The following is a 20,287-nucleotide window of genomic DNA, read 5'->3' on the forward strand; positions in this document are numbered from 1 at the left end:
TCTGATCGGGTCACCCGATCAGACTTCAAATTCTTCGAGGGGGTAGTGGGATAGGAGCTCCCATCCAGTGTCGGTGACGTGGATCATCTGTTCGAGCTTTACCCCCTCCATTGCGCCCTCTTCACCAATGTAGGATTCCACCGCCAACACCATGCCGGGTTCCACCACGCCATCGTAGCCGTATTCCTCAAGGTCTTCGCGATATGGGATCGAAGGGTATTCATCGCAAAGCCCAACGCCATGCGCCAGACAGCCATAGCGGTTTTTCTTGAAACGGTCCGGGATTGGCCATGATTTTTCGGCAATCTCGCGAAAGGACACGCCGGGCCGGATCACCTCCATATTGAATTCGACCTGTTCGCGCGCCAGTTGGTACAGTGCAACCTGTTCACGTGACCAAACGTCGCCACAAACCCAAGCCCGGGAGATGTCAGCGCAATATCCATAAGGTCCAATGAGGTCGGTATCAAAGGACACCATATCACCCGCCTCTATCACCCGCATGGAGCTTTCATGAAACCAGGGGTTGGTGCGCGGCCCCGAAGCCAACAGCCGAGTTTCGATCCACTCGCCACCCTCTGCTATATTGACCTCGTGCAATTTTGCCCAAAGCCCGTTTTCGGTGATGCCCGGTTCCAGAGCGCTCCGCATGGCAGTCATGCCCTTATCCGCAACGCCAATGGCAGCTTTCATCAAAGCCAGCTCTTGTGCCGATTTGATCGAGCGTGCGACTTCCGCTACCCGTTGCCCATCAACAATTTGGAAACCAAGGGTCTGAATGGCGCTGCCGCCCAGATGGGACAGACGATCAATGGCGAGCGTTTTCTCACCGGGGCAATATTTGCCCATCAACCCGCCAATCTGGTGGCCAAAGACTGCAGCCCATTCATCCATCCGGTTGCCGGCGGCAAAGAAGTAATGCGCCGACATTACACCGTAATTGTCCACCGTCGGAAGCCCCTCGGCCAGAAACGGCATATCGGCATAGTCAAGCAGGGTCAGCGGCCCCTCGGCCGGGACGAAAACGCAGCGGGTTTCGAAATGCATGCACCAGAGCTGCATATTCGTGCAGTCGGTGACATAGCGCGTGTTGATCGGATCAAGCAGCAGAAGCGCCGGAACATCCTGCCGCTTCATCTCTGCCTGCACGCGGGCCAGCCGGTAGCGGCGAACCGCATCCAGGTCGGTAGGCGGTTCAGAATGATCCATGGCACCGTGTTGCACTGGCCCTGCGTGGCGATCCATACGGACCGGCCATCGGCGGTCATGATTGCTGATCACTTTGTTTTTTGCCAATTGCGCGCCTTTCCCGCTGATTTCGCCTTACTGCTGCTCAGCGTCGCATGCGCAGACCTTCGGGGTCGACAGGTGGGGCGCTGAGCAAGCGCGCATTACACTTTTTGCCAACAATATCCACTTGATAGACGGCGTCTGGATCGATGGATTCTGGCTGAAGATAGCCAAGGGCCAGGCTGGTACCTGCACAATAACCAAAGCCACCGGAACTGGTGTAACCAACCAGTTCCCCATCCTTGAATACCGGCTCACCGCCGTATGGGTCGGCCTCTTTTGTATCGACGGCAAACTGGACAAAACTTTCGCGCGGACCGGCCTCTTTGGCCGCCAACGCCGCCTTGCGGCCGATAAAGTCGCCTTTACCATAGCGCACGAACCGTGCCAGCGCCGTCTCGTTTGGATAATAGTCCGAGGTCAGCTCCATGCCCCAACCGGCAAACCCCTTTTCAAGGCGGAGCGCCATCAGCGCGTGCCCCCCTGCAAGGGTCAGCCCATGTGGTTCACCAGCCTCTATGATCTTGTCATAAAGCGCGGCTTGGTGTTCCAGAGGCATGTAGATTTCATATCCACATTCGCCGGTATAAGAGACCCGCACCACCAGGGCATCAGGGCAAGACCCCAATGCCATCTCACGGCCCGACAAAAAGGGGAAATCTGCACTTTCAAAACTGGTGCCGGGGGCCAAGGTCTGCAGGATCGCCCGCGCGTTCGGGCCGGCCACATGTAGACCAGCATAACTATTGGTCAGGTTGTCATAGCTCACCCCCGCATCGGGCAGCTGCGCCAGGAACCAGCGTTCGTGAATTTTCTCCATCGAGCCTGACCCCAGAACCAGGCAACGTTCGGGGCCAAGGCGGGTAACGGTGAAATCGCCAATCACCTTTCCCATTTCACTGAGCATGGGGCAGAGCGCGGTTTTACCGATCAACTCGGGTATTTTGTTGGCCAAAATCCGGTCCAGAAACGCAACCGCCCCGGCACCGCTGAACATGTATTTGCCATAGCTGGTCAGCTCAAACAGGCCAGCAGTTTCGCGCACTGCCCGCGATTCACGGGCTACCGCTGCAAACCAAGCGGGGCGTTCATAGGAATATTCCTCTACCCGTTCTGCGTCATTTTTGGGATACCAATAGGCATCCTCCCATCCACAGGTCTCGCCAAAGACCGCGCCGGCCTCTTTTAGACGATCATGGATTGGTGACATTTTCATGGGGCGGGCTGCCGGGAAAGTCTGGTACGGATACACCCGGCTAGAGCGGTTTTCGTACCAGTATTTGGTCATCTCCTTGGTATAGTGGCTATCGGCGTAGTCACCATAGCGGGCCACATCCCAAAAGCTGACGTCCAAAGACGGCTCGCCGTCAATGATCCATTCGGCCAGAACCTTGCCGATGCCACCGCCCTGATTGAACCCGGTCATCACCCCGTTGGCGCAGATATAACCCGGCTTGCCGGGGTAGGGACCAATGAGCGGCCCAAGGTCGGGCGAAAAAATCATCGGGCCATTGATCACGCTTTTGATGCCGGCCTCAGCCAGACAAGGCATCAATTCAACCGCCTGCAGAAACTCATCCTCCATCCGGCTCAGATCATCGGGCAACAGCTCGTGGCCAAACTCAAGCGGCGTGCCGTCTTCAGCCCAATGCACGCATTTGCTCTCATAGGCCCCGATCAGCAAACCCTTGCCTTCGGGCCGCATGTAAAGGTTCGCATCGGCATAGGACAGCAATGCATGGGGAGTTTCCAGATTTGCCATTTCCGGAACCTCCTCGGTCACCAGATAATGGTGCTCGACCGGCATCAGCGGCAAAGTGATCCCCGCAAGCGCCGCTACTTCACGCCCCCATAGCCCCGCCGCATTGACCACATAGTCCGTGGTGATGGTGCCGTTCTCGGTCACCACATCCCATTTTCCATCGTGGCGCTGGTTGGTTTCGAGCACAGGGGTGTGGCGGTGGATCGAGGCGCCATAATTGCGCGCCGCTTTGGCAAAGGCATGGGTCACACTGGATGGATCACAATACCCTGCGGATTTTTCATGCAGGATTGCGGTCAGATCATCCGTGTTCAACGTTGGTGCCAGTTTCTTGGCCTGCTCTGCTGATATGAACTCAGATTCAATTCCATATCGCTTGCCAAAGGCATGGGCGATCGACAGCGTCTTAATCTCTTCCTCGTCCTTGGCGACCAGCAGTTCGCTATTGTAATGCAGACCGCAATCCTGGCCGCTTTCCTTTTCCAGCTCAGGATAGAGGTCGATGGTATATTTCTGCAGGATGGCGGCGTTGCCCGGCGCAGTCAGGGTGAACAAATTACCAGCCGCATGCCATGAAGAACCCGCCGTCAGTTCCTGCCGTTCCAGCAGCACCACGTCCTTCCAGCCTCGTTTGGCAAGATGGTAAAGAATGCTGCATCCCACAACACCGCCGCCAATTATCACCACTCTTGCGCTTGTTTCCATCCGATACACCCCATCCGCTGACTTTATGATCTTTGCGGAAAATTAAATCGGCACAGGTGGTATAAGCTCAAACGAAAAAAATTTAGCGGTCCTCAAGTTCAATTGCACTTACGGAGCCCTGCAGGTTAGTTGGGCAAAATTTTTGTATGTCTGATCAGGGGTAATCCCGCTCTTAAACTATCCTGTGGCCTGAATAAGTTGGATTAGGGTTTTCACCATCAGGTTGGTGCCGGTCTGCGCCCTTTGACCAGATTTTCTGAGAAGTCGGCATCCCGGTGCCCGTCGGAAAACTTGTCCTAGACGACGACAACGAAGTCCTGGGCTTTCAACGCCAGTACCGTGTGGGATCTGGTGTATCCGGCACCCCAACAACCAAAGTGTTCTTACTGTTCGTCAATGGCCCTCATTCGTTGGCCGGAAATGAGTTTCTGGCAGCCCGCGTAAGACTTTGGCTGCGCTTTCGGCCGTCATATCGCGTTGCGGTTCAGACAGCATCTCGTATCCCACCATAAATTTTTTGACCGAGGCTGATCGCAACAACGGCGGATAGAAATGGGCGTGCAGCTGCCAATGCTCGTTGGATCTGTCTGTGAACGGCGCACTATGCCAGCCCATCGAATAGGGGAAATCTGTTTTGAACAAATTGTCATAACGGGTGGTCAAGCGTTTGAGGATATCGGCAAGGTCTGCCTTTTCCGGCACAGTCAGATCCAGCATTCGGGGCACATGACGCTTGGGTACAAGCAGAGTTTCAAATGGCCAAACAGCCCAATAGGGCACCACCGCAATCCAGCTCTGGTTCTCGACGACAACCCGGTCTTGCCGTTCCATTTCTTCCAGAACATAGTCCAGCAATAAAACACGGCTGTGATGTTGCAGATAGGCGGCCTGTGTTTTGTCTTCTGTGGTAATTTCATTGGGCAGAAAGTCTGACGCCCAGATCTGCCCATGCGGATGCGGATTGGAGCAGCCCATGGCCTCGCCCTTGTTCTCAAAAATGGCGACCCAGCGGTAGTCTTTGGCCAAAAGCGCGGTCTGTTCGATCCAGGTTTCAACCACATCTCGAATACCGGCGACTGGCAGGCGGGCCATGGTCAGGTCGTGGCGCTCGGAGAAGCAAATGACTTTGGCGGTGCCGCGCACCGGGGTCGAGACAAACAGCGGGTTGTCGGTGCTTGCAGGGCCGATTCCGTCGGGCAACAGGGCAGGAAAGTCATTGGGGAATACATAAGTTCCACGATACTCTGGGTTGGCTGCGCCGCCGATCCGCTTATTGCCCGCGCACAGGTAGCAGGAGGTATCATGCGGAGGTTTTTCAACCGTGTTTGGGGTTTCGCTTTTGCCCTGCCAAGGTCGCAAATTGCGCTGTGGCGACACCAGAACCCATTCGTTTTTCAGCGGGTTAAAGCGCCGGTGCGGGGAAAGGCTTATGTTTGTTCCAGGCTTGGCTTGCATCAGTTCAAAATTCCGAATTGTCATAGATGCAATTGCCGTTTCACCGCGTCATGTTCTGCCGGGTGCAAGGCTGATATCCTGAGCTGATGGTCCGAAGTGTTGCGCTTGATGCTAACCTCCAGGCCGGCCTGTTTTGCAATGACGTAACCGGCAGACACATCCCAAATATTGGTGTTCTGCTCAAAATACCCGCGTGTTCGTCCCAGTGCAGCATAAACCAAGCCAACGACACAGCAGCGATACTTCACAAGTGTCAGCCCGGCGCCTAGAAACACATCTTCGACCTGCCGGATCGCGTCACGGGTCCAATCCTGGCTCTCACCGAGGGCTAGAAAATCGATTGGTGTATCAGCGGTTTTACTGTGGTGGACACCATTCAAGTGAAATCCGGGCTGCATCATGTCTGCCGAAATCAGAATATCCTGCATTGGAATGGCGATGGCGCCAACCATAGGGACACCGCCCTCACAATAGGCAATGGATACGCCCCATATCGGGATACCAGCCAGAAAATTGGACGTCCCATCAATTGGGTCCACGCACCAAAAGCTGCCACTCTCGGTGCCACCCTCTTCCTCACCCACGACATTTTCACCGGGATAGGACTCTTCAATTCTGCGCCGCACCATCAGTTCTACGTTGCGGTCTGCCTCAGAAACATAATCACCGGGGCGCTTTGACTCTACGGTCAGTGCTGTCCTGTTCACAAAATAATCTCTGGCCATAGCACCCGCATCCTGGGCTAGAGATTCTGCAAAAACGCGTCGATTTAGCATGTGTTTTACTCGATTCCTATTTTTACCCATGATGAGTGAAAAAGAGCAAGTTGTCAACTTTTGCTGCTGACTACAGATCCGGTATCTCGACCTATATGCACTGCGGGTATTGGGTAATCAAAATTCCAAGGATGCCCATCGCAGACCGTGCCGGGCTCCTCTGCAAGCAGATTGTAGCTTAAACGATTGGCCACCTGCGAACAAAAGCGAACACGCCCGGTGCCAATAGGACCGCGCGTGTTCAGGTGCCCATGTGAGTGGTGATCTTGCGGCCTAGGCTGCCACGTAGCGGTTGTTGCTCAGCAGTTGCGGATCATCGGTCAAGACTTGTTGCACACCGCCATCCAGCAAGTCGCGAGCCCGCTGCGGATCATTGACAGTCGCGACGCCAAATTCAACCGAAGACGCCCGGATCGCTTCAAGTGCAGCTTCGTCAGTGAAATCATCCTGTACATGCATGATTGTCACACCCGTTTCTTCGGCCAGCCGGTCAGGGTCACGCGGCACGCAGGTCAAGGCAAGCGCCCGTTGAACATTCGGCATTCGCACAGAAGCGCGGCGCAAACAGCGTTCGGAAAATCCGGAGAAGAACAGCTTGGAGGGGCCATCTGCAGGCCAGTATTCCTCCAGTTCGTCACAGACCAGATCGACCAGTTCTTCTTCGCGGCCTTTGTCTTCCTTGAATTCCAACTGCAGGCTAAGGCCCAATGCACAAATGTCAGTCAGGAACGCCTTCATTGTCGGCACTTTCATACCAGCAAACTCCGGTCCCATCCACGAACCAGCATCCAGTTTCTGGATTTCGGCCAAATCTGTCTGAGCGACATATCCGCTGCCGCTGGTTGTTCTGTCCAATGTACTGTCATGAACCATGACTAGTTTCTTATCTCGTGTTGTCCTGACGTCGGTTTCAATCCACAAAACCCCCATTTCCGCAGTTACGGCAATAGATTCAAGGGTGTTTTCAGGCCGCAGCAATGATGCTCCACGATGGGCGAGCAGGCCAGTTTGTACCAAGGGCGAAGAGGCTGTCATAATTTTTTTCCAGAGAGAGAATTGTGTCGCAGAGCCAGTCAGCTCCGCGACCAGGCCGCCTAGAGACGGCGGCGCTGGCGCAACCCAAAATCAAGTGGGAGGGAGTATTCCCTGATCTGCGTTGCGCCGGTTGGTCTTCCCGCTTCTATGTCGGACAGAAGACCTGTGTGCCTTTATCGATTAAGAACAACCTCTTCGACAAAGAGATCTTCAACGTTCTGCTTGAACGGCTGGCTTGGCCAGGCTTGGCTAAAGGCACGTTGAGTGTTAGAGACCAGAGCTTTGGAATCATCCGAGTTGGCATGCGCCGGGGCGGTCCCAAAACGACTGTTGAAACCTGTCTGAACATCAGCAGAGGTCAACCAATCAATGAATACAATCGCAGCTGCTGAGTGTGGTGCGTTTTGGGGGATAGCAACACCGTTGCCGCCACCGGACATGCCCATTTCGGGGATGTAATACTGCAGCTCTTTGCGAACTTCGCCTCGATTTTGCAAACCAGCCAGGTGGTCTTCCCATGCTGGAACCATCCACAACTCGCGATCGCTCAGACGGTTGGCGCTGTCAATGTTCGATGCGGTGATCACATAGTTTTCGGCATGCTCATTGAAGAAGTCGATGCCAGCGCCCAAGCCTGCCAATTTTTCTTCAACCGGTGCATCGCCGAAATAGTCGATACCGGACAACACACGCAGGGTGTTGTGAAAGAACGATGGGCCAGAGCCACCTTTGACGTAGTTAAAGCCAAACTTGCCCGGATTTTCAGCCCAGAAGGCAGCAAAATCTTCAGGTGTTTGCGGCAGGTCTGCCTGGGCCACCATGTCGGGATCATACGCGATACCGGTTTGGTTTCCCCAGTAGGCAAAGACGTAACCTTCACCTGCGATGCCAGTCACGTCCTGCTTGCGACCAGTGATATCAGGCAGAACAGTATCGATTTTCTGGAACAGTTTGGCCAGCGGCCAAGCGTGAACATTTTCATAGCCAAACGAGATGACGTCAATGTCCCCGGTTTCACGTCCCATTTCGGCCAGCAACTTGTCGTTGTTGCCTGCAGCTGTGCCTTCAGGGATGTTCACCTTGATGCCGGTTTCAGCAGTAAAGGCCTTGGCCACATCGCGGAATTCATCCTGGAAATACCAGATAAACCAAGTCAGCTCACCTTCTGCCTTTGCTTCTACGAGGATTTCTTCCCAGGACTTTCCTTCCAGACTTCCGGACATGGCAACCGATGCCGTTGCAAGCACGGCGATGCCAGTAGACAAAAGTTTCTTTAACATAGTTTTTCCTCCAAGTTTGGTCGTTCGCAGATAGATTGATCAGCCTTTGCCCGAGCTTAGGCTTGGGTTGGCCGATTTCAGGAGCCGTTCCAGGATCAGCATCATGATTACGTTTGGCACGATCAGGATGAGAGCCAGAACAGCAGCATTGGGTCGGACGAAATCCTGACCAAGAGTCGAGAACAGTAATGTCGGTACTGTCACAAAGCTGGGTGAGCCGACGATGAAAGCGATCGCGAACTCCTCGATGGACTGGATAAATACGATCAGCAGGGCCGCCATTATCCCGGGCTTTAGCGCGGGAAGGTAAGCCACTTTCCACCGTTCGATAACGGACGCGCCCAAGTCCCGCGCCGCGTCAATATGGTCTTGGCGAACCTGCTCGAAGCTCACCGTCAAAATCCGGATCGCATAGGGCATCAAAATGACACTATGGGCAAACAGGATGGCACCAAATCGTGAGGCGTGCAGGCCCATCTGGAAAATGATCGAGGTAAAGAAGACCGCGGTCACAAAACCGGGTACCACCAAAGGCAACAGCGCGATCAGCTTGACCACTTCACGACCCGGGAATTGGATGCGACCGAAGGCATAGGCTGTCGGCGCCGCCAGTATCAAAGTCACGACTGCTACACTTGGAGCCAGAATGTAAGAGTTGATTAAGGCCGGTTTTAGCGAAGAGTTTGCCCACATATGCGACCAACGGTAGGTCGACATCACCGGTGGCAGCAGTTTGTCAGCCGTCCAAGGCTCTGCCGGATCAACTAAGGACCACAGCACCGCCATGGTGAAAGGAATGACCAACCAAAGGGCGCAGACGGCAATCAGCACATATAGCAGGATTTTATTGATTGTTGCCTGGCTCATTTCAGACGCCCACCCTTAAGAACAAACCGGGCCGCCACCGCCAAAAGGGCAGAGCCAAACAAGGCGGCCCCCATCAAGGTCACCCCGACAACCGCCGCGTCATGCCAGCGTCCACTGTCTTTGAAGAACACCATGAACTGCGCCAGAGACTGACGATTGGTCGGCCCTGCGATGACCTGGAACGAGAAGTCAGCAACCGCACCGATAAAGATAATCACCAAGGCCGCCTGCATCGCCGAAATTGTCATCGGCGCAATGATCTTGCGGAAGCGGGCAAATGTCCCGGCCCCCAGATCGCGGGCGGCATCCAAGATATCGTCGCTGATACCCTGTACCGCGCTGGTCAATAGCAAAAGGGCAAAAGGCATTTGTTTCCAGGTCTGCAAGACCAGAATGCCAAAGCCATTTCTGTCGTTTTGCAGCCGGTGTGGTTCGTCCCATAACCCCAGCCACTGCATGAATTGGTTCAGAATGCCGTTGTACGAAATCACGTTGATGAACAGAAATGCTGCAACCAGACCGGGCACCAACAATGGGGCCTTCAAAATCGCGCCAACCGCCAACGAGCCTTTGAAAGGTTTGCGCAGCCAGATTGCCAGCGGGTAGGCCAGGGCAACTGAGAGGATCGCGCTGAAGGTGCCGATATACAAAGAATATTTGACCGATTTGTAGTAGGCACGGCGGCCCAGCATCTTATCCCAGAACTCGGTACTGAATTCACTGTCACCCAGTAGGCTGTACAGCCCGAACGATTGCGCGATAGCCATGTAGACTACGGTGCCGATCATTGCGATGATGAGCCCAAGTCCGGGCGTTAGCAGCGCAATCACCGTTACCCATTTCCTTAGGGTCATCAGATCGCCTCCAGCAAAATCACATCAGATGGATCCAACCCACAGTCTATGTTTTCGCCGGGGAAAATATTGGGGTTTGGGGTTTTCAGGCCGCAAGAATGGCCGTTCACATCGACATGCAGATCTGTATAGCTGCCCTGGAATTGGCGATCCGTCACTTTGGCAGTGAAAGTATTCACTGACAGCTCGCCAAGCTTCACCGATTCTGGTCGCCAGCAGGCCCTAATCCGTTTCCCAGGAGGCACCCGACCGCTCTTTGAGATCAGCACACCCAGCGGCGTGTTCAGTTTGTAAACGCCAGGTTCGGTCTCGCCGGTTACTTCGACCTCCATGATATTTGCGCCGCCGATAAAGTCGGCCACAAAACTTGTGGCGGGGGCGTTGTATAGTTCTTCTGGTGGGGCACATTGCTCAATCACGCCACCATTCAGGACCATCACCCGGTCAGACATTGCCAGGGCTTCGGACTGGTCATGGGTCACATAAACCGCTGTCAGGTTGTTTTCGCGCTGAATGCGCCGAATTTCGACCCGCACCGAGTCGCGCAGTTTGGCATCCAGATTGGACAGTGGTTCGTCAAACAGGATAACGCCGGGGCGCATGATCAGCGCCCGACCCAAGGCCACGCGTTGTTGTTGCCCGCCCGACAATTGGTTTGGCAGTTTGTCCAGTTGTGCGTCGAGCGCCAGTTGACCCGCCATTTCCGCCAAACGCCGCCCGCGCTCGGGTTTGCTAATCTTTTGCTGCTTGAGGCCAAATTCAATATTATCACCGATCGTCAGGTGCGGAAACAGCGCGTAAGACTGAAAACAAAGCGCCGTGTCCCGGTGTTCGGGTGGCGTTAGAGTCACATCTTTGTTTGCTATTTTGATGCTGCCATTTGTGGGCGTAAGAAAACCTGAAATGAGCTTGAGCAGAGTTGTTTTTCCGCATCCCGAAGGGCCAAGAAGAGTAACAAATTCACCTTCCTTGACACTTACTGAAATGTCTTTGAGAGCCGTGAATACCCCAAAGCGCATCTCCAGACCTTCGATATCAATTGTACTCACGTATTTCCCCTCCGTTGTGCGAGGGCGTCGCACTGATTCAGTGCTTTCATTCTTGCGAAGTCGCCGCTACACATTTATTACCTATAATTTGTAATAATAAAGTAGCAAGAGTCAAATTTTTTTTCACGGGAGTCTAAAGGTCTGATCAAACATCGGAAATTTCTGTTTGTTTGCTAGGAATAGGGTAGGGTACCTAGAGAGGACTCGTGTTCCTTGCGCGGTCTTTAGGGAGGAATTGGATGACGCTGACACACATGGATAGACCGGTTCTAAGCCGAAGCGAACGCAAGATAATGGGCATCGTGCGCGCCCATGAACCCATTGCACGGTCTGAGATCACGGAATTCACCACCTTGTCTCAGCAGTCGGTGCATCGGCTCGTTGAAGGTTTGACTGAGCAAAACTTGTTGTGCAGTAAAAAAGCGGTGATCAAAGGTCGGGGCAAGCCCAGTCCATTGGTTGTTTTGAACAATCAGGCGACCTATTCACTTGGGGTTTCGGTTCGTTCAGACAACATACAGTTGATCGCAGTGGATCTGTCCGGCGTTGAGTTATTGCGCACCGAGTTGCTCGCCGCCCCCAATGATCCCGATGGCGCGTTGGACGAGCTGCGCCGCATTCGTGCTGAATGGACCACATCAGCTGAACTGCAAAACCGCGCTGCAATCGGTGTTGGGGTCGCGATGCAGGGTTATCGGATTTCAAAAATGAACCGGTTTACTGTTCCAGTGCCCATAAAAAACTGGTCTGGAATGCCGATTGATGACACCTTTCGTGATACCCTGGGGCTTGCTGCGTTTACCGAGAACAACGCAACCTGCGCCGTGATCGCCGAACATCATAGGGCCAGAAATGACGGGTACCAAAATCTGGCCTACCTGTCTTTCAATTTCGGGTATGGTGGCGGCATCGTCAATGAAGGCCATGCTTTGATTGGCGGATTTGGTAACGCCGGCGAGTTGGGCACGCTGTTGGCTGGGGATACATTCTCCAGCCGCCCGGCGCTTGGTGAACTGGTCAAGCGGTTGAATGCCAGTGGTGTGGCTCTTAGTGGCATTCCGGATTTGCAGCAGAAATTCGACCCCAACTGGCCCGCCGTGGGGGAATGGCTGCAAGAGGTATCTCCGGCGCTCAACTTGTCTATTCGGGCCATCCGGTCGATTGTCGATCCACAAGCGATCTTTTTTGGCGGCGAGGCCCCGGCGGCGTTGCGCGAAATGTTGATCGGGATATGCGAGCACCCAACTGCGAACCGCTACGGCGAAGTCTTGCCTTTTCCTATGTTGCTGCCCAGCCGAATTTACGGTGATGCCGCCATTCACGGCGCCGCTATTCTACCTGCGCGCAATTTGATTTTTTAGCACGGCGGCAGTTTCGCTACCATCGTTTCCAAATTTTTGCCACTTGCTAGCCCTCTCGGCGTAGCAGCCTCGGGGCGATCCAATATGAGAAATTGGTAAACCGCCCGCAGTCCGGCTGCACCATCGAAAAAACATCCGCAGCATAGGCCATCAGAATAAGTGGTCGATCGCGAACGAAGACAAGTCTCTCTTCGGCGTCTTGGCGGCTCAATTCCTGAATTTCCTTTTCTGACCGTGATGCAAAAAAACAAATGAATGGAAAGGATCGTTTCCATTACTTGCAAAACATCTCTTTCCAATGTAAATGGAAAGGGTCGTTTCCATATTTCGAGGAGGACACCGAAGTGGCAGAAATGGAAAAGAACTTTTCCAACAGATACCGGCACCTGCGAGGAACAAAGGACCTGGGCCAGCAGATACGCCGCCATCGCAAGAAGGTGGGCATTACTCAAGAGGGTTTAGCGCTGCAAACCGGGATTTCCCGGCCAACAATTCGCGCGATCGAGCTGGGCAAGGAAACAGCGCAGTTCGGGCTGGTGTTGCAGATCTGCGCTGATATCGGTCTCGATATTTTCGTGCGGGAGCAATCCGAGTGCTGACGGTTGATGTCCATATAGAGGGCGTGGAGGCGCCTGTTGGCAAACTGGTTCGCCTTGATGATGGCTCGACAAGCTTTCGCTACCTACGCGATGACCTTCCGCATCCAGTCTCTCTGAGCTTACCAGTCCAGGACCAACCCTTCAAAGATAAAGAAACGCGTGGCTTTTTCTCCAACCTACTGTTCGAGAACGAGATGCTTGAGCAAGTTATCCGCCGCCATGGGGTCGAGCGGACCGACTTCGTTGGACTACTCTTTCATCTCGGCGCAGATTGTCCCGGAGCTATATCCTGTGGGCCAGAAGGTGAGGGAGCGCCGAAAGCGCCCGGCATTCTGTCAGCAGATTATGAGCCCGTGTCGGATGAGGGGCTTGTTGAGATCATAACATCACTGCGCGACCACCGCCGTCTGCCAACTGGTCAAGTTGATCCCTCGCCACTTGCAGGCGTACAGGGCAAGGTAGCCCTGGCGAGGCTCCCGGATGGAAGCTTTGCGCTGCCTAAGTCTGGTCGCCGGGTGCCGACGACCCACATTTTAAAGGTGCCGCGTCTCATTAAGATGAGCGAAGTCCAGCAGGAATACATGGCTATGGAGGCCATGATGGCCTTTCAAGAGCATCCTGTGGCTGCTTGCGAAGTGATCGGAGATGGCGACCTTCAAGCCCTGCTCATCGAACGGTTCGATCGCATTGTACATAATGACAAGGTCAGCCGCATTCACCAAGAAGACTTCTGCCAGGCACTGGGCTTGTCTGCTGATCTGAAATACCAGCGCAAGGCGAATGGGCAAATCCCGCGCTTCGATGCGCATGCGATCGGAGGAATCATCGCCAAGACCGCACAGCCTGGTGTCGCGAGACTTGCCATGTTGAAGATTACGCTTGCCAATCTGCTTCTCGGGAACACCGACAACCATGCCAAAAATCATGCGCTTCTCTACCGGGGCTTCAATCCTGAGTTGGCACCGATTTATGACGTCGTGCCGACCATTATTGATCCTGAAGTCACACATGAAATGTCCTTCCGGATTGGCGCAGCGCAAATGACCGACGAAATCACAGGCGATGACCTAGATGTCTTTGCAAGGGAGCTCGGCATGCGGTCCTTTACGAAGGCGCATCAGCGCATGGTTTGCGGAATGGTAGCGAAGGCCATCGATATGATGAAAGACATGAGGGGTCCTGTAAAGAAGCGTTTCCGAGACGTGCTTGCAGAACAAGGCAAACATCTCAAAGCTGCAGCAGATTGTGGGGTTGAGATACCGGATGGAGACCTAATCGTTATAAATCGACCTTGAAGTGGGATCATTTGAAGATCAGCCCTGGGCCAATATTGATCCCTCTCAAGCGTTCAACAGAGCCCGCTTGGTCCTTGAACGATATTCTGAATATATGTCCGCAAATAGCCGGGGAGCCAGAGCGAATATACAGGCTGCGGGCACTTCATCTGAATATAGGTAACATAACATCGATTACGCGTTTGCTGTTCGTGAGTAGGGTCAATTACCCTTGGCGGACAATGCGCGGGTTGCGTTGGCCCCAGTCGCTGAACAGATCGGCCATGATCGTGCCGGTCAGGTGCTCAATTCCCTGCGCGTCGATGGCTTGGTTACCCTGTTGACCAAAGGCGACAACCTCATCCCCGATGGCCACGTCAGGTAAAGTGGTCACATCCACCACAATCGTATTCATCGAAATCTTGCCCATGACCGGCAGGCGTTGCCCGTGGATCAGCACTTCGCCGCAGCCAGATAATTGCCGACAATAGCCGTTGGCATAGCCGAGCGCGATGCTGGCCAGCACTTTATCCTGCGGGAGGCATGTGGTGCGATCATAGCCGATTGTGCTGCCCTTTGGATATTTGCCGACGCTGATCACGCGTGACTTCAAGGCAAGGGTCGATTGAAAGTCAGGCCGCAGTCCAGCAATGCCGTATAGAATCGCACCGCAGCGCATAACGTCGGTTTTGGGATCCTGACCCGAACACAGCGTCAGGGTGCTGCCCGCATGTATCAGGACATCGTTGCGATGCAACGGGCTGTGGTCAAAGATCCAGGACTGATCCTTTTGAAACCGTGCAATGCTGGCAGCCAGATCCGCGGCGAGGTTTGACGGGAAATGCGTACACAGCCCGGCCACACGGTTCTGCGCCAAGTCCAGGATCTTGAGGCAAGCATCGCGGCCTTGTGCGGTTGAAAGCTCTAGCCCGTCGCGTGACATGCCGTCTGCATTCAGCGAAATATGCAGCCGGGGAAGCGCCGCCTGGCCCAGGGTCTGAAGCAGTGACCGCATAGCAGTCAACGATCCGACCATTTCTTCAACATGGCAATCCAGCGCGTTTTCAACTTCTTGCGGAGTGGCCATGCGCAAGCGCAATATTCTGCCCGAATAACCCAGATCACGCACCGCGCGGGCCTCGGCATTTGAGGCGATCCCAATATAGCTGACATCCTGCGCGATCAGCAGCGGCACCACGTTTTCAATACCATGCCCGTAGGCGTCGGCCTTGACGACCGCGCAAAGCTGGGTGTCTTTTGGCAGCCGGTCCAGAGCATGGGACAGATTGTGCGATATCGCTGGCAGCGAAATCTCACACCACGAGCTTTCCGGCGTCGGGTCAGTCATGGGTTGGAGTGGCCAGGATCTGGTCGAGAATCCGGGCAAGCAGCGAGACGCCGGTCGGTATCAGCGCGTCCGGGAAGTCAAAGTTTGGGTTGTGCAACTGTGGCTGATCCTCGCCCGAACCAATAAACAGCATCGCTGATGTGGCACCGTCCAAACCAAAGCGGCCGAAATCCTCGGACCAACGCATTGGGGTGGTCATAACATGTTGCGCCAGATCCAGCTTTTGGGCAGCCGCCGTTGCCAGATCCGCCGCCTCGGCTGCATTCACGCTTGCTAAAAACACGTCATGCCAGGTGATCTGAGCCTGCAGACCATCCACCTGATCCAGCGCTGCATCCAGCAAGTTTTCAGCATCTGCAACCATTTGGTCCATCCGGGCGTCCGTTTGGCTGCGCAGGGTCAACCGCAGCTCGCCGCTGCCTGGCGCGATGCCAAAACTCGGCTCTCCCAGATGGGCATGGGTCAGGGTGGCCAGGGCAAAATCATCCTGCATTGGGCCACCGGGGCCAAGCAGCGGCAGGTCCTGCATCAACTGTGCCATCACCGATCCGGGAGAGATGCCGTCTTCGGGGGCGGCTGCATGTGAGGTTTTACCCGTAAAGTTGATTTTCATCCCCCGCGAGGCGCAATTGCTGGGTCCCAGGCAGAGACCTATCTCTGCCAGAGGGCGGCCCGGAACATTGTGATAGGCAAAGGCATAATCGGGGCGGATCTGGGGCCAGCGCGGATCGGCAATCACTGCCGCTGCCCCTGCACCGGTTTCTTCGGCCGGTTGGAACAGCAAGATGACCCGCCCGTGTTGCGGCCGTTTGGCAAGGGTTAAGGCCAGACCAAGCACCATCACCATATGACCGTCGTGGCCGCAGAGATGCCCCTTGCCTGCATATTCAGAGCGATGCGGAGCCTCTGAAACCTCTTGGATTGGCAACCCGTCAAGCTCACAGCGGATCAGAACGGTTGGGCCCTGTTGGCTGCCCTTAAATTCGGCGGCGACGCCGTGACCGCCAAGACCTGTCCAAATGCGGTCTGCACCGGCCTGCGCCAGCTCCAGCGCGATCCGCGCTGCGGTCTGTATTTCTTCGCCGGAGACTTCGGGGGTTTGATGCAAGGCGCGGCGCAATGCGCCCAGTTGAAGGATCTGGTCATCGGTCAGGACAGGTGCCATGCGAGGCTCTTTCACGTTTGGGCCAGATGGCCATACTTTAACAGGCGGATTGATAGCCGGTCAGGCAGCGGGTCAGGTTGATCGCCAGACTGTCAGACAGATAGCCGCCTTCTTGCACAAACAATACAGGAAGTCCCAGTTCGGCCAGGGCCGCCCCAATCCGGGAGAATCCGTCTTGTGTGACTGCAAATCCCTGAAATGGATCATCAATTGACGCATCCAACCCCAAGGCGACCACCAGCACATCTGCGCCAAACATCGCCACGCGTTCAAGCGCGGTGTCCAGGGCTTTCAGAACGCCATCATCATCCGTTCCCCGTGCCAGTGGCAGGTTAAGATTGTAGCCCAAGCCCTGCCCGGTTCCGCGCTCTTGGGCATGGCCCCAAAAGAACGGGTAAAATCGCTCGGGATCGGCATGGATAGAGGCCGTTAGAACGTCTTCGCGGTCATAGAAAATGCCTTGGGTGCCGTTGCCGTGGTGCACATCAACATCGACAATTGCAGGCCGCAGACCTGCGGCGCGCAACCGTTCGGCGGCTATGGCTGCGTTGTTGAGGAAACAAAAGCCGCCGGCCAGATCGCCAAAGGCGTGATGCCCGGGTGGGCGCGACAAGACATAGGCTGACCGGGTGCCGCCGACCAATAAATCGGCCCCTGTAATCGCTGATTGTGCCGACCAATAGGCCGCCTCCCAGGTTCCTTTGGCAATCGGGCAAGCCGTGTCCGCCTGATGATAGCCGGACTGGCCGCTGGCGGATTTTGGATAGCTGTCACTGCGACGCGCGGGGTGAATATTGGGGATCACTTCGTCGCCAGCGCCGTCAATATACTGCCAGCGCCGGTAAATATTCTTGAGGAAGGTCAGATATTCGGCTGTATGCAGCGCTGCAATCGGGCCCAGACCAGCATCTTTTGGCGCGTCAAAAACACAGCCCGCCGCCGTGGCGCCGGCGCGCAGAACCTCAATACGTTTGGGTTGCTCAGGGTTTGGCAAAATCTTGCCGTTGGCCATGAAATGTTTGGGATCATGGTGCCACTGTCGGTCGTCAAATATCGCCTGCATCTGCTTATCCTGTCTTAGTGTTGTGCTTAGATCGCAGTGCGGTCGGCACCTTTTAAGCCCAGCATCGCGCGGGCTTCGGTTGGGGTGGCAATGTCACGGCCCAGATCCTCGACGATCCGCCGTATCTTGACGACTTGCTCGGCGTTGGTTTTGGCCAATGTCGCGCGCGCGATCATCAAGCTGTCCTCTAGCCCGACACGGACATGCCCCCCCATCGCGGCCGCCATGGTGATCAGGGGCATCTGATGACGCCCGGCCGCCAGAACGGAAAACATATAATCATCGCCAAACAGCTTGTCGGCGATCACTTTCATATGCATCAGGTTCTCGGGGTCGGGTCCCATACCGCCCAAGACGCCAAAGACAAATTGAATGAACAATGGTCGTTGCACCAACCCACGGTCGACGAAATGTTTCAGCATATATAGATGGCTGATATCATAGCACTCAAACTCGAACCGGGCGCCCCGCTCGGTGCCCATTTCGGTCAGGATGCGGGTTATGTCGCGCGGGGTGTTTTTGAAAACCAGATCATCCGAGTTTTCCAGAAACGGCTTTTCCCAGTCGTGCTTCCATTCGGAAATACGGGCGGCGGCTGGGTACAGGGCGAAGTTCATACTGCCCATATTCAGGCTGCACATTTCTGGTTCAGCCCGTTTTGGCGCGGCCAGGCGATCGTCCAGCGTCATCACCGCACTGCCCCCGGTCGAGATGTTCAAAACCGCATCTGTGGCCTGTTTCAAACGCGGTAAAAACGCCATGAAGTCCTGGACCAGCGCCGAGGGCTGACCGGTATCGGGATTGCGCGCATGCAGGTGCAAAATGGATGCCCCGGCGGCTGCCGCTGCCAGTGCCTGTTCGGTAATTTCATCGGCGGTGACCGGCAGATAGGGCGACATCGAGGGCGTGTGAATAGAGCCGGTAACAGCGCAGGTAATCAGAACTTTTGTCATCGCTTATGCGGCCTTCAGTTCGGTGTAAATTTCGTGGCTGAACTGCGCCAGACTGGCATCAAGGCCCTCGACGATCTCATCCATATGGGCATCGGATACAATCAGCGGTGGGCACACCAGAATATGGTCGCCATGGGTGCCATCGCGCGTTCGGCGGGAATAGACAATCAACCCCTTTGCATAGGCGATGTCTACAAAGCGTTGATGGGCATTCAGACCTGCAGGAAGGGGCGCTTTGCTGTTTCGGTCAGCCATAAACTCAAACGCTGTCAGCAATCCCTTGCCGCGCACATCGCCAATCAACTCGTATTTTTGCATCAAGCCGTTCAGCCGTGCCAAAAGCCTGTCGCCTTGTTCAGCGGCATTTGCACATAGCCCCTGCATTTCGATTTCATTCACCACGGCAAGACCGGCCGCACAGGCCAGCGGATTGCCTGCATAGGTGAAACCATGGGCAAAACCGCCCTGATCCAGAACCGGAGCAACCAGCCGGTCATCGGCGATCATCGCACCCAGTGGCATATATCCCGCGCCCAGCCCTTTGGACATCACTACAATATCGGGCCGCGCCAGCCAGTGGTCCGAACCGAGGAATTTCCCGGTCCGCCCGGCCCCGGTCATCACTTCGTCCATGATCAGCAATACACCATGGCGGGTGCATATTTCGCGGATCCGTTCCATATAGCCGCGCGGTGGCACCAAAGCCCCAGTTGATGCGCCGCCAACGGGTTCAACCAGAAAGGCCAACACGCTGTCTGGTCCTTCGGCCAGAATCTTCTGCTCGAGCATATCTGCGTAATGCAGGCCCGTGGCCGGGTCATCCGCATCAAGCCCATCAAGGTAGGCGCGGGGTGCGGGGATTTTTGGCATTTGTCGCATCATTGGCTCAAACGGCGCGGTGAGCGGCGCATAACCGGTGACCGCCAGTGCGCCCAGACTACAGCCATGATAACCCGGCGCCCGTGAAATCACCTTCCAGCGGCTGCCTTGTCCCGTTGTCACAGCGTATTGCCGTGCCAGTTTTAATCCGGTCTCGACGGCCTCAGACCCGCCGGAGACAAAGAAAACCTTGTTCAGCCCTTCAGGCATCAGATTGGCCAGTTTGGTTGCCAAATGCTCGGAGGCTTCGGTCTCGAAATGCAACCGGTAGCCAAAGGTTGATTTCTCCATCTGACGCCGCATCGCCGTCAGCACGTTTTCGTTTGAGTGGCCGATGTTGCAGACCATCGCACCGGATGAGCCGTCCAGATAGCGCTTACCGTCCTGATCCCACATATAAACGCCCCGGGACTGATCCAGAGTGGGTTTGCGCCCCTGCGCCTGGTAGAAAAGATTACTCATTGTCTGCTTTCTCACTTTGCCACCACCACCTGTCCAAGCCGCCGCAGGGCTGCTCTGCTGCCTGCATCTGAGCCGTGAATGTGGTCTTGATGAAACCATGCGAGAGACGG

Annotated in this window: 17 protein-coding genes; 3 read left to right on the top strand and 14 right to left on the bottom strand. The window is 55.2% G+C overall.

Features of this window, described 5'->3' with window-relative positions:
* Positions 1-18: 18 nt before the first annotated feature.
* The 9 genes from EBB79_RS23420 to EBB79_RS23460 all read right to left on the bottom strand — a co-directional run bounded on the left by EBB79_RS23420 (position 19) and on the right by EBB79_RS23460 (position 11,073).
* Positions 19-1,245: a M24 family metallopeptidase gene (locus tag EBB79_RS23420; protein WP_127751439.1), complete on the bottom strand. Its 1,227-nt coding sequence runs from the start codon at positions 1,243-1,245 to the stop codon at positions 19-21.
* Between the two features lie 88 nt (positions 1,246-1,333).
* Positions 1,334-3,757 carry an FAD-dependent oxidoreductase gene (locus EBB79_RS23425; protein ID WP_127751440.1) on the bottom strand — a complete coding sequence of 808 codons (2,424 nt, stop codon included), beginning with the start codon at positions 3,755-3,757 and terminating at the stop codon, positions 1,334-1,336.
* A gap of 393 nt (positions 3,758-4,150) precedes the next feature.
* Positions 4,151-5,236: a UDP-glucose--hexose-1-phosphate uridylyltransferase gene (locus tag EBB79_RS23430; protein ID WP_238705176.1), complete on the bottom strand. Its 1,086-nt coding sequence runs from the start codon at positions 5,234-5,236 to the stop codon at positions 4,151-4,153.
* Complete coding sequence (locus EBB79_RS23435) at positions 5,233-6,018, bottom strand: inositol monophosphatase family protein (protein ID WP_338045830.1); 786 nt, start codon at positions 6,016-6,018, stop codon at positions 5,233-5,235. Before EBB79_RS23435 ends, EBB79_RS23430 begins: the two co-directional genes overlap by 4 nt.
* A gap of 243 nt (positions 6,019-6,261) precedes the next feature.
* Positions 6,262-7,023, bottom strand: coding sequence for a glycerophosphodiester phosphodiesterase family protein (locus EBB79_RS23440; RefSeq protein ID WP_127751442.1), 762 nt, complete (start codon positions 7,021-7,023; stop codon positions 6,262-6,264).
* A gap of 173 nt (positions 7,024-7,196) precedes the next feature.
* Entirely contained in the window at positions 7,197-8,303 is a 1,107-nt protein-coding gene (locus EBB79_RS23445; RefSeq protein ID WP_127751443.1) for an ABC transporter substrate-binding protein, read from the bottom strand.
* A 39-nt stretch (positions 8,304-8,342) separates the two neighbouring features.
* Positions 8,343-9,170: an ABC transporter permease gene (locus tag EBB79_RS23450; protein ID WP_127751444.1), complete on the bottom strand. Its 828-nt coding sequence runs from the start codon at positions 9,168-9,170 to the stop codon at positions 8,343-8,345.
* Positions 9,167-10,024 carry an ABC transporter permease gene (locus tag EBB79_RS23455; protein WP_127751445.1) on the bottom strand — a complete coding sequence of 286 codons (858 nt, stop codon included), beginning with the start codon at positions 10,022-10,024 and terminating at the stop codon, positions 9,167-9,169. The genes EBB79_RS23450 and EBB79_RS23455 overlap by 4 nt, the downstream gene beginning before the upstream one ends.
* On the bottom strand, positions 10,024-11,073 hold the full coding sequence (locus tag EBB79_RS23460; RefSeq protein ID WP_127751446.1) for an ABC transporter ATP-binding protein: 1,050 nt from the start codon (positions 11,071-11,073) through the stop codon (positions 10,024-10,026). Before EBB79_RS23460 ends, EBB79_RS23455 begins: the two co-directional genes overlap by 1 nt.
* A 239-nt stretch (positions 11,074-11,312) precedes the next feature.
* On the opposite strand from EBB79_RS23460, the gene EBB79_RS23465 reads away from it, so the two are divergent.
* From EBB79_RS23465 to EBB79_RS23475, 3 genes are all read left to right on the top strand, one after another.
* Positions 11,313-12,434 carry an ROK family transcriptional regulator gene (locus EBB79_RS23465; protein ID WP_127751447.1) on the top strand — a complete coding sequence of 374 codons (1,122 nt, stop codon included), beginning with the start codon at positions 11,313-11,315 and terminating at the stop codon, positions 12,432-12,434.
* Positions 12,435-12,787: 353 nt separating this feature from the next.
* Positions 12,788-13,033, top strand: coding sequence for a helix-turn-helix domain-containing protein (locus EBB79_RS23470; RefSeq protein WP_238705178.1), 246 nt, complete (start codon positions 12,788-12,790; stop codon positions 13,031-13,033).
* Positions 13,027-14,328 (top strand): HipA domain-containing protein, encoded by a 1,302-nt coding sequence (locus EBB79_RS23475; RefSeq protein WP_127751449.1) that lies wholly within the window; start codon positions 13,027-13,029, stop codon positions 14,326-14,328. Before EBB79_RS23470 ends, EBB79_RS23475 begins: the two co-directional genes overlap by 7 nt.
* A gap of 205 nt (positions 14,329-14,533) precedes the next feature.
* On the opposite strand, the gene alr is transcribed toward EBB79_RS23475, so the two are convergent.
* The 5 genes from alr to EBB79_RS23500 are packed head-to-tail and all read right to left on the bottom strand — an operon-like array spanning position 14,534 to position 20,177.
* Positions 14,534-15,655, bottom strand: coding sequence for an alanine racemase (gene alr, locus EBB79_RS23480; protein WP_127751450.1), 1,122 nt, complete (start codon positions 15,653-15,655; stop codon positions 14,534-14,536).
* Positions 15,648-16,820 (bottom strand): amidohydrolase, encoded by a 1,173-nt coding sequence (locus EBB79_RS23485; protein WP_127751451.1) that lies wholly within the window; start codon positions 16,818-16,820, stop codon positions 15,648-15,650. Before EBB79_RS23485 ends, alr begins: the two co-directional genes overlap by 8 nt.
* A 37-nt stretch (positions 16,821-16,857) precedes the next feature.
* Positions 16,858-17,883 (bottom strand): histone deacetylase family protein, encoded by a 1,026-nt coding sequence (locus EBB79_RS23490; protein ID WP_127751452.1) that lies wholly within the window; start codon positions 17,881-17,883, stop codon positions 16,858-16,860.
* Positions 17,884-17,909: 26 nt separating this feature from the next.
* Positions 17,910-18,836: a 3,5-dioxohexanoate:acetyl-CoA acetone transferase gene (kce, locus tag EBB79_RS23495; RefSeq protein ID WP_127751453.1), complete on the bottom strand. Its 927-nt coding sequence runs from the start codon at positions 18,834-18,836 to the stop codon at positions 17,910-17,912.
* Between the two features lie 3 nt (positions 18,837-18,839).
* On the bottom strand, positions 18,840-20,177 hold the full coding sequence (locus EBB79_RS23500; RefSeq protein ID WP_127751454.1) for an aminotransferase family protein: 1,338 nt from the start codon (positions 20,175-20,177) through the stop codon (positions 18,840-18,842).
* Positions 20,178-20,287: the final 110 nt, after the last annotated feature.

The organism is Parasedimentitalea marina (genome assembly GCF_004006175.1).
Classification (GTDB): domain Bacteria; phylum Pseudomonadota; class Alphaproteobacteria; order Rhodobacterales; family Rhodobacteraceae; genus Parasedimentitalea; species Parasedimentitalea marina.

What these genes read in the sequence shown, in the direction of transcription:
- EBB79_RS23430 (WP_238705176.1), bottom strand. Translation starts at nt 5,236, where the DNA reads ATGACAATTCGGAATTTTGAACTGATGCAAGCCAAGCCTGGAACAAAC.
- EBB79_RS23435 (WP_338045830.1), bottom strand. Translation starts at nt 6,018, where the DNA reads ATGGGTAAAAATAGGAATCGAGTAAAACACATGCTAAATCGACGCGTT.
- EBB79_RS23465 (WP_127751447.1), top strand. Translation starts at nt 11,313, where the DNA reads ATGACGCTGACACACATGGATAGACCGGTTCTAAGCCGAAGCGAACGC.
- EBB79_RS23450 (WP_127751444.1), bottom strand. Translation starts at nt 9,170, where the DNA reads ATGAGCCAGGCAACAATCAATAAAATCCTGCTATATGTGCTGATTGCC.
- EBB79_RS23455 (WP_127751445.1), bottom strand. Translation starts at nt 10,024, where the DNA reads ATGACCCTAAGGAAATGGGTAACGGTGATTGCGCTGCTAACGCCCGGA.
- EBB79_RS23485 (WP_127751451.1), bottom strand. Translation starts at nt 16,820, where the DNA reads ATGGCACCTGTCCTGACCGATGACCAGATCCTTCAACTGGGCGCATTG.
- EBB79_RS23425 (WP_127751440.1), bottom strand. Translation starts at nt 3,757, where the DNA reads ATGGAAACAAGCGCAAGAGTGGTGATAATTGGCGGCGGTGTTGTGGGA.
- EBB79_RS23440 (WP_127751442.1), bottom strand. Translation starts at nt 7,023, where the DNA reads ATGACAGCCTCTTCGCCCTTGGTACAAACTGGCCTGCTCGCCCATCGT.
- kce (WP_127751453.1), bottom strand. Translation starts at nt 18,836, where the DNA reads ATGACAAAAGTTCTGATTACCTGCGCTGTTACCGGCTCTATTCACACG.
- EBB79_RS23445 (WP_127751443.1), bottom strand. Translation starts at nt 8,303, where the DNA reads ATGTTAAAGAAACTTTTGTCTACTGGCATCGCCGTGCTTGCAACGGCA.
- EBB79_RS23470 (WP_238705178.1), top strand. Translation starts at nt 12,788, where the DNA reads ATGGAAAAGAACTTTTCCAACAGATACCGGCACCTGCGAGGAACAAAG.
- EBB79_RS23500 (WP_127751454.1), bottom strand. Translation starts at nt 20,177, where the DNA reads ATGAGTAATCTTTTCTACCAGGCGCAGGGGCGCAAACCCACTCTGGAT.
- EBB79_RS23420 (WP_127751439.1), bottom strand. Translation starts at nt 1,245, where the DNA reads ATGGATCGCCACGCAGGGCCAGTGCAACACGGTGCCATGGATCATTCT.
- EBB79_RS23490 (WP_127751452.1), bottom strand. Translation starts at nt 17,883, where the DNA reads ATGCAGGCGATATTTGACGACCGACAGTGGCACCATGATCCCAAACAT.
- alr (WP_127751450.1), bottom strand. Translation starts at nt 15,655, where the DNA reads ATGACTGACCCGACGCCGGAAAGCTCGTGGTGTGAGATTTCGCTGCCA.